The following is a 12,173-nucleotide window of genomic DNA, read 5'->3' as shown; positions in this document are numbered from 1 at the left end:
TGTTTTCCTCCGTGTTAGTTTTCTGTGATAACTCTGGTTTGGACGAACTCAGAAGAGTTCTCCGATAAGTTTGCCATACCTAAGAAAAATGATTCGAAGAATAACTGCGTCATTTCTCTCTGGTGTGAAGGAAGATCAGTTGGAATTTCAACCATCAGATAACCACCTTCTTCTTCGTTTAATTCTAAGATTGGTTCATAGCCTGCAAATTTCTCAATGGAATTGATAAAGTTAATGGCAAGCGTAGAAACCGATGCACACACGACATCTAGGCCGTATTCGCCACTCTCGGCGTGTCCAGTAATCTCCGCACTCCTCAGCTCGCCATCTTCGGCTCTCTCAAAGACTGCTTGTATCATGTGTTCTCCTTAAAATTAAGCGTTGATTGCGTTGATGACAACTTTAGTATATGGTTGACGGTGACCTTGTTTACGGTGGCTACCTTTTTTAGGTTTGTACTTGTAAGTAACAACCTTCTTTTGTTTTCCTTGTTTTTCAACAGTTCCAACTACAGTAGCTCCAGCAACAAGTGGAGTTCCGACAACAGTGTTTTCACCACCAACAAGAACAACTTCGTTAAAAGTAACTTCTTGACCAGCTTCAACGTTCAATTTTTCAACGTAAACTGCTTGACCAACTTCAACTTTAACTTGTTTTCCGCCAGTTTTGATAATTGCGTATGTGCTCATTATGCACCTCCTATGATTTTTTGGGTTTCCCCGAATTTTTGTGAAGACTCGCCTAGCATCGTGGGACGAACCACTTAAGCTCAAGGGATGAGCGACGATGATCGAGCGGTTGCACAGGCATGTGCATAGTCAACTCTACAAGTATAGCATAATTCTAAATTTTTGACAAGTATTTTCACTCGAAATTCCGTGTTTTAGTAGACTTTTTTCGCCAAGCAGATAAAGCTATACGTAGATAAAAAATACTCATCATGATAGGGACACCTAAAATCGTTTTTTCGTTGAAAACGATGGTTAAGTAAGCTGAAAATACTACTCCTAGAATGAAACTAATAAGTAAGCTCACAAAAATCAATCCCTCCATTAGAAACGCTGTATGCTTGGTTCGGACATATTCACCAAACGCTAACATAGTACGTTTGATGTTTCCCGTCATAAAGGCATTGTTATAGGCAATACCTGAAACCTCACCAAAAGCTGTTGTAACGAGACCCATACAAAAAGCCAGAGGAGGAACAATAAAAATGTTATCAACACTCAATGGAATAAAACCGATGATCACTGATAAAATAGCTAATGGAACAAGTGATAGAATTGGTTTTTTAACAATACGAAGTTTTTCCTTGTAAATCGTCAGCATAAAAACGCCTAACATGAAGGATAAAAGTGTCAGTATCTTTAGTTCAGCATCAGCTAGATTTCTCTGAACGATTCCGACTGATAAAAAGATCAAATTCCCTGTTTGCCCAGCGACCAAGGTATTCCCTCTTACAATAAAGGTATAGGCTTCTACATAACCTGCACAAAAAGTCAAAAAAAGCGCCAATCTTTTTGAATGACGAGAAATTTTTCTCATTGGTAATAATCTCATACTAAACTCCTAAATATACTGTTACTATTATACCATTTTTTCTAGAAATTTCGAAGGTTCAAAGCAAAAGAATTCTCTCAACTTAGCGAGTTGACTCTTTCTATGATATAATGAAATCAATTATTACTGACAGAAAAAGGAGTTTCCATGCTAAAACTAGGTATAATCGGAACTGGCGCAATCAGCCATCATTTTATCGATGCAGCCCATACTAGTGGAGAATACCAACTAGTTGCAGTCTATTCAAGAAAAATTGAAACTGCAGAAAAGTTTGCTTCTCACTATCAAGATGTAACATTATTTGACCAGTTAGAAGATTTTTTCAAACACCCTTTTGATGTCGTCTATATTGCTAGTCCAAATTCCCTACACTTTAGTCAGGCTAAAATTGCCTTAGTTGCTGGAAAACATGTCATCCTTGAAAAACCAGCTGTGACTCAGCCAAAAGAATGGCAGGAATTAATTGAAGTTGCTACAGAAAATCAACGATTTATCTTTGAAGCGGCACGTAACTACCACGAAGAGGCTTTCGCTACAATTAAAGACTTTCTTGCTGACAAACATGTTTTAGGAGCAGACTTTAACTACGCTAAATATTCATCTAAGATGCCTAAACTCCTTGCTGGCAATACTCCTAACGTTTTCTCAGACCGTTTTGCTGGCGGAGCTCTCATGGATTTAGGAATTTACCCACTCTATGCTGCTATTCGCTTATTTGGGAAGCCAACTCGTGCAACCTATCAAGCTCAACAACTAGACAACAGTATTGATTTAAACGGAGACGGTATCCTCTCCTATCCTGACTATCAAGTTCATATCAAAGCAGGAAAGAATATCACTTCTAATCTTCCTTGCGAGATTTATACGACTGACGGCACCTTGACGCTCAATACAATCGAGCATATCCAATCATCTGTTTTTATAGACCATCAAGGAAATGAACTCCAACTTCCTATCCAGCAGGCACCTCACACTATGACAGAGGAAGTCGCTGCTTTTGCACATATGATTAACCAACCAGACCAGACTCTCTACCAGCAATGGCTTACCGATGCAACAGATGTTCATCAAGTGCTTTATACCATGCGACAAGATGCTGGCATTAGATTTGAGGCAGAAAAATGAAAACGAAACTACCAAACGAATGGCAAAAATTGATTGACCAACTAGGTTTCCAAGAATTCACTCCCATTCAAGAACAACTGTTTAATCCTATTTTAGAAGGAGAATCACTCCTTGGAGTCAGTCCAACCGGAACGGGAAAAACCTTAGCTTACCTACTCCCGAGTCTTTTAAAACTCCAAAAGAAAAAAGCGCAGCAACTATTGATTTTAGCTCCTAACACTGAACTGGCTGGCCAAATTTTTGATGTCACTAAAACTTGGGGCGAAGCTATCGGCTTGACTGCTCAGCTATTCCTTTCAGGTTCAAGCCAGAAACGTCAGATTGAACGTCTGAAAAAGGGACCAGAAATCTTGATTGGAACTCCTGGTCGAATCTTTGAACTCATCAAATTGAAAAAAATCAAGATGATGAATGTAGAGACTATTATTCTTGATGAATTTGACCAGTTGCTAGACGATTCTCAGATCCATTTTGTCGAAAAGATTACCCACTACGCTCCTCGTGACCACCAACTCATCTATATGAGTGCGACTACAAAGTTTGACCAAGATAAGATTGCAGCTAACACGCGCACCATTGACCTCTCTGATCAAAAGTTGGACAACATCCAACACTTTTACATGCAAGTAGACCAACGTCACCGAGTAGATATGCTTCGGAAACTAGCACATGTCGATGACTTCCGTGGACTCGTCTTCTTTAACAGTTTGTCAGACCTTGGAAGCGCTGAGGAAAAATTGCAGTATCGTGATATTTTAGCTGTTTCGCTTGCGAGCGATGTCAACGTTAAATTTAGAAAAGTTATTCTAGAAAAATTCAAAGATAATCAACTGACACTACTTCTTGCCACAGACCTTCTCGCTCGTGGTATCGACATTGACAGCCTGGAATGCGTGATTAACTTTGACGTCCCTAGAGACAAGGAAACTTACACTCACCGTGCGGGTCGGACAGGACGTATGGGGAAAGAGGGCTACGTCATCACACTTGTAACCCATCCAGAAGACCTCAAAAAGCTGAAGAAATTTGCAAGTGTACGGGAGATCGTCCTAAAAAATCAAGAACTCTATATCAAATAAGGTTGGCTTTCGCCAACCTTATTTATGATAAATCTTTTTGACTTTTCTTATGTGATAGCGGACGGTAGCGATTTTCTTCGAAATTCCATACCTAAACTTTGAGCCTAATGTCTCAAAGTTTCCGAACGCCTTAATAACTTTTCTGGCGTTTTTATCACTGCGAAAAGTCTGTGAAATTACTCGCTTCGCTCACTAAATATAAGAGTGATTTCCATAATAATTTCAAGACAAAGCCTATAGAATAAAAAAAGGAGATTTCTAAATATTATTTAAGGTTGGCTTTCGCCAACCTTATTCTTATCCCCAAGTAATTTCTAATCGGTAGTTGGCAAAAGCAACTCCTTCTTTGTTTTGCAATTGATAGGCTAGTTCAATCTTCTCTTCACCAACTTCATAGTGGCTAGTTTGAATGATAAACTCCTGCATACCCATAGGTGTTGGAATATAGGCTAAACTGTCAGAATCCTTCAGAAAACGCATGATGGTCTTGGGATTTGAGAAACGTGACATGACCAGTTCCTCCCCATTAAATTTCAAAACTACTTTTTCTTGGTCTTCATTGTAAAAAAGTAGATAGGAAAAATCGCCCTTTTCCCGTAACTCAACATCATAAAGTTGGTCGATTACTTCCAATTGTTCATCGAACTTTATGGTATTTCTCATTCTAATCTTCACAAGAGTTCCTCTTTCTTCTCACTTATCCCTACTATTTTACCAAAAAGGCAAGGAATTTGCTATAATGGTCTTATGAATGAAAAAGTATTTCGTGACCCAGTTCACAACTATATCCACGTTAATAATCAAGTCATTTATGACCTGATCAATACCAAAGAATTTCAGCGGCTCCGTCGCATCAAACAGCTTGGGACATCTAGCTATACTTTCCACGGTGGAGAGCATAGTCGTTTTTCTCACTGTTTGGGTGTCTACGAAATTGCCCGTCAAATCACTGAGATTTTTGAGGAGAAATATCCTGAGGAATGGGATTCTAACGAGTCACTACTAACCATGACTGCTGCTCTTCTACATGATCTCGGACACGGTGCCTACTCTCATACTTTTGAAAATCTCTTTGACACCGACCATGAGGCAATTACCCAGGAAATTATCCAAAGCCCTGATACAGAGATTCATCAGGTTCTTTTGCAGGTAGCACCGGACTTTCCAAAAAAAGTAGCCAGCGTTATCGATCACACTTATCCAAACAAACAAGTGGTTCAGCTCATTTCGAGTCAGATTGATGCAGACCGTATGGACTATCTCCTACGCGACTCCTACTTCACCGGTGCTTTTTATGGCCAGTTTGATCTGACACGTATTCTTCGTGTCATTCGGCCTGTTGAAAATGGCATTGCCTTTCAGCGTAATGGGATGCATGCCATCGAGGACTATGTACTCAGTCGTTACCAGATGTATATGCAGGTTTATTTCCACCCAGCAACACGCGCCATGGAAGTCCTTCTGCAAAATCTTTTGAAACGGGCCAAGGAACTCTATCCTGAAAATAAGGACTTCTTTGCCCTTACATCCCCACATCTACTACCATTTTTTGAGAAGAAGGTAACCTTATCTGACTATCTTGCACTTGACGACGGGGTAATGAATACCTATTTCCAACTCTGGATGACTAGTACAGACAAGATTCTAGCCGATCTTTCCCAACGTTTTATCAATCGGAAGGTTTTTAAATCTATTACCTTTTCTCAGGAAGACCAGAATCAGCTTGAAATCATGCGGAATTTCGTAGAAGAAATTGGTTTTGACCCCAACTACTACACAGCTATTCATAAGAATTTTGACCTTCCTTACGATATTTATCGACCAGAGTCTGAAAATCCAAGAACTCAAATCGAGATTGTCCAAAAGAATGGCGAGCTGGCAGAACTTTCTAGCCTATCTCCTATCGTTCAATCTCTTGCAGGAAGCCGTCATGGTGACAACCGTTTCTACTTCCCTAAAGAAATGCTTAAGCAAAATAGTATTTTTACAAATATCATTCAAGAATTTTCACATTTGATTGAGAATGATCATTTTACTCCAGATAAGAAATAGCAGAGGAAATTTATGAGTATAAAACTAATCGCCGTCGATATTGATGGTACCCTGGTTAATAGCAAAAAAGAAATTACTCCAGAAGTTTTTGCAGCTATCCAAGATGCCAAAGCGGCTGGAGTCAAGGTTGTCATTGCAACAGGACGCCCCATTGCTGGAGTTGCCAAACTCCTTGATGAATTGCAGTTGAGAGATGAAGAGGACTATGTTGTGACCTTCAACGGTGCCCTTGTCCAAGAAACCGCTAATGGTCATGAGATTATCAGCGAATCCTTGACTTACGAGGACTATCTGGATATGGAATTTCTCAGTCGTAAACTAGGCGTTCACATGCATGCCATTACCAAGGATGGTATCTATACAGCCAATCGCAATATCGGTAAATATACCGTACATGAATCTACCCTTGTCAGCATGCCAATCTTCTATCGTACACCTGAAGAAATGGCTAATAAGGAAATCGTCAAGTGTATGTTTATCGATGAACCAGAAATTCTAGATGTCGCGATTGAAAAGATTCCCGCAGAATTTTATGAACGCTACTCTATTAATAAATCAGCTCCATTCTACCTCGAACTTCTCAAAAAAGAAGTAGATAAAGGCTCAGCTATTATTCATCTGGCTGAAAAACTCGGATTAACAAATGATGAGACTATGGCTATCGGAGATGAAGAAAATGACCGTGCCATGCTCGAAGTCGTTGGAAATCCAGTTGTTATGGAAAATGGAAATCCAGAACTCAAAAAAATCGCCAAATACATCACTAAATCAAATGATGAATCAGGCGTTGCCCATGCTATCCGTACTTGGGTCTTGTAAATTTATTAGAATATAAAAAAGCACCTCAGAAGTTAGAGATAAAAAACTAACTCCTGGGGTGTTTTAAATTATGGATTACTCTTCATCATCAAACATAAGTGCGTCTAATTCTTCTCTTTCAGTCGCAATCTCTTCATAGGTGGTAATAATATTATTTAATATTTTTAAGGTGATAACACCAGTCGAATCTTTCATAGTAACAATGGTTCCAATGCCACTCAAGTCATGAATAAGGACCCTTATTTTTTTTAATTCGTCCAAATCTAGAATATCCACTTCCATAACTGTATCATGATTTTTTATTCTCGATTGGATTAGAGAAAGAGGCAAGGATGAATAATTTCTTAACAACTTATAGGTCGCTGACTTATCCCCTATAGAATCAATATAAATGGCTAACATAGTCCTTATTCCTTTACTCACTCTTTATCAGTTTGTATGTTCTACCTTCAATCTCATATCATTGCTATAAGATTTTATAAACAGCATTAGCATAGTAACTCCTACTGTAAATCTTTGATAAATGCCACAACTTGATGATTCTCAATCTTCACATAATATCCACCGCTATTATTAACAAGTTTATCCCCTTCATATCTATCAATCTTTACAGCATAAAGACCGCTTGGAAGGGGTTGATTGTTAAAAAATTCTTTCATCTGCGATTCAAGGTCTTTAAGATAAGCATCATATAACTGATCCTTCTTGTCTTCTGGAGTGTAGTATCGAAATTGAAATTCTGGTATAAAAATATCTTTTTGGAAAAGGTATTGAGCATCCATGGGATACATCCCTTGTAATGCTTGTCCATTTCTTTGATTTTCCTCTAATATTTCATCATAAAGATACATGTTACCATTTTTACTGTTAAATTGAAAGCTGATCCCTTCATACTTTAAATCAGTCATTTTAGGGTCTGTTATTGAAGTCTCCAATGTTTTTAAAAATTCGCTGGTACCTGGACTAATCTCAATCCCTAGATAAGCTAATTCTGGAAAAGCTTGATAAATTTTTTTGTCTTGTTTATAATCTATTTCCGCATCAGTCTTTTTATACGTTTCTTTTTCCGAAGCGCGAGTATAGTATTCAAAACGAGAATTAGCCTGATAGGTTTTACCATCTATATTTTCACTGTAAGTACCATGGATTACAAATCCTCCTACACTTGTATAGTTTTTTTCATATTTTTCTAACTCAAATTGCCCTGTAAGACCGTAGTTGTCATAAGAACGATGTACAGCTTGTTCAAGTTCATTCCGACTTGCATGGGCAAATAGACCCCACATATCCATCATAGCAATAATAGGACTAAGTACTATGAACATTGCAAATAGTATAACTATGGATAAACAGCCGATTAATAAGCCTTTTTTCATCTCTTTCTCCTGAACATTCTATGTCCATTATAACACACCATAGATATCTTATGAGTGGTTCAAAATTTGATCAAAGAAAAAACACTGGCTATCCAGTGTTTTTATTTCTAGTTCTGCCCCCTGCAGGAATCGAACCTGCAACTACTCCTTAGGAGGGAGTTGTTATATCCATTGAACTAAGGGAGCTAGAGAAAAACCCTGCCGTATGAGCAGAGTTTTTTATCATCGAATTAACGACGGATTTCTTTGATACGAGCTGCCTTACCTTGAAGAGCACGCAAGTAGTACAATTTCGCACGACGTACTTTACCGTAACGAACAACTTCGATCTTTTCAACACGTGGAGTGTGGATTGGGAAGATACGTTCAACACCTACACCGTTAGAGATTTTACGAACTGTATAGTTTTCTGAGATGCCCGCACCTTTACGTGCAATAACAACACCTTCAAAAATCTGGATACGTTCACGGTTTCCTTCGACAACTTTCGCGTGTACACGAACAGTGTCACCAGGACGGAATGAAGGGATATCTGTACGAAGTTGACCTTCAGTCAAGCTTTGGATTAATGGATTCATTTTATTCTCCTATCTTTGTCAATCTTGAGGAAACTTCCTCAGCGGATAAACTGTATTTTTGTGCGTCCATTACACACAAGATACAGTTTACCAAATTTCCTAGAAAATGTAAAGAAATTTAAAGCAAAATTCCCAAAAAAATCGCCAAAAAACCAAGCAAGTAGGTTAATAATAAATAGCTATAAAATGCCTTCTTGTCATTGATCAGTCTTTGGAGTTCATCATTCAAAGTTGAGAAAGTAGTCAAACCACCACAAAAACCAGTTGCAAGAATAAGATAGACTTCTTTTGATTCCACATGATTATAAAATAATCCAATCAAAAAACAACCTAGAAGATTAGCTATGAGTGTTCCTAGTGGTAGCACTGAACCCTGATTATAACGTGAAAAGAAATAACGCACAAGAGCACCCAGTCCACAAGCAAGCGCTAGATAAAATACTACCATTTCTTCCTCCCTAGACAATAAGCAAATAGAAGCCCACCGCCGATGCTCAAAAGCAAATAGGTCACCAAACTAAGGTACCGCCCTGTGTCCAGCAATTTCACTGCATCTAATAGTAGACTAGAAAATGTCGTTAAGCCACCACAGAACCCTGTGCCAAGCGCTAAAATGACGCCTTTACTAGTTCCTATAGAGACCAGATAACCTTTTACAAGATAAACCAAGCAGAAAATCCCTAGATAATTGACAAGAAGCGTCCCCCAAGGGAAGTCTGGACTAGCTGGTAAGTATTTTGTAATCTGAAAACGAACTAGTCCTCCTAGCATACCAGCAAGAAAGATTCCTAATGGATAGAATTGTTCTTTTTTCATTTGATTGTTTTATCCTGATAATCACGCGAACGTTTGAGAATATCTGAAAAAGTCTCAACAATTGTTTCTTCGTATTTTTTATTGCTGACGCGATTTCTGACTTTTTCAAAGATAACTTCTTCTCTTTTGGTATCCAAGATTGGTTTTCCTGTAGACTTTTTATAAGCAACTACACCTTCAACTAGATGCATTCTTTCTTCTAAAAGTTGAACGATTTGGTCATCGATTTGGTCAATTTCTTGTCTTATAATATCTAAATCCATTGAGTCTCCTTCTTTATTAGAATCATTGTGTACAAAGCTACTAAATAGGCAAGTTATTCTCAGGCATACCTAACAAAAAACTGCACTGACATCTATCATCAGTGCAACTTCATACTTATCCCACTTTGGCAGCCAATTCTTCTGCAAATTGCTCCAAGCGTTCGATATCTTCATCTTCTGCTGAAAGGTCTACTTTAACGCACTCTGAACCTTTTTCAGCTCCTGTTGCTACAAATACACGATCAAAGTCATCAACAGCCTTACAGAATTCGTCATAGAAAGTATCGCCTGAACCAACTACACCATAGATTTTACCACTTAAGTTAAGATCTGCTAGGTCTTCGTAGAAGTCCATCATTTCGTCTGGTAATTCTCCATCACCATAAGTATAGGTTGCCACAATGGCGATATCTGCTTCTAAAAAGTCCGAAGCATCAACTGTTGTACACTCATCAACATCGACATCTAAACCACATTCTCTTAATTTATCTGCTACAATATCAGCGATTTCTTCAGTATTTCCGGTCATACTGGCAAATACAATTTTTGCTAATGCCATAAGGTCCTCCTCAATTTATCTTCCTCCATTATATCACAGATTTTTCATTTTAAAAATAAAAACTCTTGTGCTACAATGATATGAGAAAGAATTGAGGTTATTTATGGAAATTTGCCATCAAATTTTAGAACAAATTAAAAAATACGACACAATTATTATTCACCGTCACATGAGAGCAGATCCCGATGCTTTGGGAAGTCAAGTTGGTCTTAAAGAACTGCTCCAGTATAATTTTCCTGATAAAAAGATTAAAGTTGTTGGCTATGATTTGCCTACCCTAACTTGGTTAGCCAAAATGGATGAGGTAGATGATCAAGAATTTGAAGGAGCACTTGCTATTATTTGTGATACAGCCAATACTGCTCGAATCGATGATAAACGTTATCTTAATGCTGAGACAATTATCAAGATTGACCACCATCCAAACGATGAAGAATATGGAGATCTGGTTTGGGTAGATACGACTTCTAGTAGTGCCAGTGAGATGGTAGCTATCTTTGCAGAGGAAACCAACCTTAAATTCTCTGACAAGGCCGCTTACCTCTTGTCTGCTGGAATCATTGGTGATACTGGTCGCTTCCTCTATCCTTCAACTTCTGCTCGTACGCTTCGTATAGCGAGTCAACTGAGGGAGTATGATTTTGATTATGCTAAACTTACACGTCATATGGATACAATCAGCTATAAAATCGCCAGACTTCAAGGTTATATCTATGATCACTTAGAGGTTGATGAAAATGGAGCTGCTCGTGTCATTCTTACTCAAGAAATCTTGAAGAAATACGACGTTACTGATGCTGAAACAGCTGCTATCGTTGGGGCTCCAGGTCGTATCGATACTGTTAGCCTTTGGGGAATCTTTGTGGAACAAGCAGACGGTCACTATCGTGTACGTCTACGTAGTAAATTTGTCCCTATCAATGGTGTCGCAAAAGAACATGATGGCGGTGGGCACCCTCTTGCTAGCGGAGCAAATTCTTATAGTTTAGAAGAGAATGAGCTCATCTACCAAAAATTGAAAAACTTACTAAAAAATAGATAAAAAGTCTTGCCAAACTTCTGATAATCTGATAGACTAGTATAGTAACAATCTATGGCTCGCAAAGAGACCATGGCAGAAAGGAAATATTGCAAAATGAAAAAAGATATCCATCCAGAATATCGCCCAGTTGTCTTCATGGACACAACTACTGGTTACAAATTCCTTAGCGGTTCAACAAAACGCTCTAGCGAAACAGTTGAGTTCGAAGGCGAAACTTACCCATTGATCCGTGTGGAAATTTCATCAGACTCACACCCATTCTACACTGGACGTCAAAAGTTCACTCAAGCAGATGGACGCGTGGATCGTTTCAACAAAAAATACGGTCTCAAATAATCAACCGCATCACTTGCATAAGGTTGAACAAAAACAACTTCGAATCGAAGTTGTTTTTTTGTTGCTTTCATTAGAGTCATCGATGATGATTTCAAATGTAGTTCAACTAGAAATACTAGTTTATCTCCTCCTGCTACTTTCACTCGAAAATATGCAAAAAAACCTGTCAAGCAATATGACAGGTTTTTTATAGAATCATTATTTAACTGCTTCTTTAAGAGCTTTACCAGCTTTGAATGCTGGAACTTTAGAAGCTTTGATTTTGATTTCTTTACCAGTTTGTGGGTTGCGACCTTTACGAGCTGCACGTTTACGAACTTCAAAGTTACCAAAACCGATCAATTGAACTTTTTCACCAGCTGAAAGGAATTCAGTTACTGCTGCGAAAACAGCGTCAACTGCTGCTGCTGAATCTTTCTTAGTCAATTCTGTAGCTTCTGCTACTTTAGCGATCAAATCTTGTTTGTTTGCCATGTTAATGAATCCTCCAAAATTATTTCTAATTAACACTTATAATCATAACCTAAAATTCCTTTTAGGTCAAGTCAAAAACACCTTTTCTTTAATT

General features: G+C 38.3%; 18 protein-coding genes, 1 tRNA gene and 1 other annotated feature. Of the genes, 6 read left to right on the top strand and 13 right to left on the bottom strand.

What is annotated here, in order from left to right; genetic code table 11:
- Window positions 1–14: 14 nt before the first annotated feature.
- From ACXYSN_RS01895 to ACXYSN_RS01885, 3 genes are all read right to left on the bottom strand, one after another.
- Window positions 15–359: a ribosomal-processing cysteine protease Prp gene (locus ACXYSN_RS01895; RefSeq protein WP_458635960.1), complete on the bottom strand. Its 345-nt coding sequence runs from the start codon at window positions 357–359 to the stop codon at window positions 15–17.
- 15 nt (window positions 360–374) lie between these two features.
- On the bottom strand, window positions 375–689 hold the full coding sequence (rplU, locus tag ACXYSN_RS01890) for a 50S ribosomal protein L21 (RefSeq protein ID WP_000109141.1): 315 nt from the start codon (window positions 687–689) through the stop codon (window positions 375–377).
- 34 nt (window positions 690–723) lie between these two features.
- Window positions 724–810: a sequence feature (ribosomal protein L21 leader region), on the bottom strand.
- A gap of 54 nt (window positions 811–864) precedes the next feature.
- Window positions 865–1,560 (bottom strand): YoaK family protein, encoded by a 696-nt coding sequence (locus tag ACXYSN_RS01885; RefSeq protein ID WP_414253730.1) that lies wholly within the window; start codon window positions 1,558–1,560, stop codon window positions 865–867.
- A gap of 147 nt (window positions 1,561–1,707) precedes the next feature.
- Between ACXYSN_RS01885 and ACXYSN_RS01880 the strand changes: the two genes are divergently transcribed.
- Both ACXYSN_RS01880 and ACXYSN_RS01875 read left to right on the top strand, forming a co-directional pair.
- Window positions 1,708–2,685: a Gfo/Idh/MocA family protein gene (locus ACXYSN_RS01880; protein ID WP_458635959.1), complete on the top strand. Its 978-nt coding sequence runs from the start codon at window positions 1,708–1,710 to the stop codon at window positions 2,683–2,685.
- Window positions 2,682–3,764, top strand: coding sequence for a DEAD/DEAH box helicase (locus ACXYSN_RS01875; RefSeq protein WP_458635958.1), 1,083 nt, complete (start codon window positions 2,682–2,684; stop codon window positions 3,762–3,764). Before ACXYSN_RS01880 ends, ACXYSN_RS01875 begins: the two co-directional genes overlap by 4 nt.
- 297 nt (window positions 3,765–4,061) lie before the next feature.
- Here the strand turns inward: ACXYSN_RS01875 and ACXYSN_RS01870 are convergent, their stop codons facing one another.
- Entirely contained in the window at window positions 4,062–4,439 is a 378-nt protein-coding gene (locus ACXYSN_RS01870) for a YwiB family protein (protein ID WP_458635957.1), read from the bottom strand.
- A gap of 72 nt (window positions 4,440–4,511) precedes the next feature.
- Between ACXYSN_RS01870 and ACXYSN_RS01865 the strand changes: the two genes are divergently transcribed.
- Together ACXYSN_RS01865 and yidA are read left to right on the top strand one after the other, a co-directional pair.
- Window positions 4,512–5,816 carry an HD domain-containing protein gene (locus ACXYSN_RS01865; RefSeq protein ID WP_458635956.1) on the top strand — a complete coding sequence of 435 codons (1,305 nt, stop codon included), beginning with the start codon at window positions 4,512–4,514 and terminating at the stop codon, window positions 5,814–5,816.
- Window positions 5,817–5,828: 12 nt separating this feature from the next.
- Window positions 5,829–6,635, top strand: a complete 807-nt coding sequence (gene yidA, locus ACXYSN_RS01860) for a sugar-phosphatase (RefSeq protein WP_458635955.1) — start codon at window positions 5,829–5,831, stop codon at window positions 6,633–6,635.
- 75 nt (window positions 6,636–6,710) lie between these two features.
- Here yidA and ACXYSN_RS01855 read toward each other — a convergent pair whose 3' ends face one another.
- From ACXYSN_RS01855 to ACXYSN_RS01820, 8 genes are all read right to left on the bottom strand, one after another.
- On the bottom strand, window positions 6,711–7,037 hold the full coding sequence (locus ACXYSN_RS01855) for a 50S ribosomal protein L7/L12 (RefSeq protein ID WP_458635954.1): 327 nt from the start codon (window positions 7,035–7,037) through the stop codon (window positions 6,711–6,713).
- A gap of 101 nt (window positions 7,038–7,138) precedes the next feature.
- Window positions 7,139–8,011, bottom strand: a complete 873-nt coding sequence (locus ACXYSN_RS01850) for a hypothetical protein (RefSeq protein ID WP_458635953.1) — start codon at window positions 8,009–8,011, stop codon at window positions 7,139–7,141.
- A gap of 114 nt (window positions 8,012–8,125) precedes the next feature.
- Window positions 8,126–8,197: transfer RNA gene (locus tag ACXYSN_RS01845), tRNA-Arg, on the bottom strand.
- A 44-nt stretch (window positions 8,198–8,241) separates the two neighbouring features.
- Window positions 8,242–8,589 (bottom strand): 50S ribosomal protein L19, encoded by a 348-nt coding sequence (gene rplS / locus ACXYSN_RS01840; protein ID WP_001068669.1) that lies wholly within the window; start codon window positions 8,587–8,589, stop codon window positions 8,242–8,244.
- A gap of 118 nt (window positions 8,590–8,707) precedes the next feature.
- A complete protein-coding gene (crcB, locus tag ACXYSN_RS01835; protein WP_225750239.1) occupies window positions 8,708–9,037 on the bottom strand; it encodes a fluoride efflux transporter CrcB in 330 nt (109 codons plus the stop codon).
- Window positions 9,031–9,405 carry a fluoride efflux transporter CrcB gene (gene crcB / locus ACXYSN_RS01830; RefSeq protein ID WP_458635952.1) on the bottom strand — a complete coding sequence of 125 codons (375 nt, stop codon included), beginning with the start codon at window positions 9,403–9,405 and terminating at the stop codon, window positions 9,031–9,033. Before crcB (ACXYSN_RS01830) ends, crcB (ACXYSN_RS01835) begins: the two co-directional genes overlap by 7 nt.
- Window positions 9,402–9,668, bottom strand: coding sequence for a chorismate mutase (locus ACXYSN_RS01825; protein ID WP_006149688.1), 267 nt, complete (start codon window positions 9,666–9,668; stop codon window positions 9,402–9,404). The genes crcB (ACXYSN_RS01830) and ACXYSN_RS01825 overlap by 4 nt, the downstream gene beginning before the upstream one ends.
- Before the next feature lie 115 nt (window positions 9,669–9,783).
- Complete coding sequence (locus tag ACXYSN_RS01820; protein WP_016465724.1) at window positions 9,784–10,227, bottom strand: flavodoxin; 444 nt, start codon at window positions 10,225–10,227, stop codon at window positions 9,784–9,786.
- Window positions 10,228–10,330: 103 nt separating this feature from the next.
- Between ACXYSN_RS01820 and ACXYSN_RS01815 the strand changes: the two genes are divergently transcribed.
- Window positions 10,331–11,269 (top strand): DHH family phosphoesterase, encoded by a 939-nt coding sequence (locus ACXYSN_RS01815; protein WP_458635951.1) that lies wholly within the window; start codon window positions 10,331–10,333, stop codon window positions 11,267–11,269.
- Between the two features lie 93 nt (window positions 11,270–11,362).
- Window positions 11,363–11,605 carry a type B 50S ribosomal protein L31 gene (locus ACXYSN_RS01810; RefSeq protein ID WP_004253349.1) on the top strand — a complete coding sequence of 81 codons (243 nt, stop codon included), beginning with the start codon at window positions 11,363–11,365 and terminating at the stop codon, window positions 11,603–11,605.
- 198 nt (window positions 11,606–11,803) lie between these two features.
- Here the strand turns inward: ACXYSN_RS01810 and ACXYSN_RS01805 are convergent, their stop codons facing one another.
- Window positions 11,804–12,079, bottom strand: a complete 276-nt coding sequence (locus tag ACXYSN_RS01805; RefSeq protein ID WP_004253345.1) for an HU family DNA-binding protein — start codon at window positions 12,077–12,079, stop codon at window positions 11,804–11,806.
- Window positions 12,080–12,173 lie beyond the last annotated feature (94 nt).

Source organism: Streptococcus sp. V869 (assembly GCF_054353515.1).
This window is presented reverse-complemented; position numbering and strand designations above follow the sequence as displayed.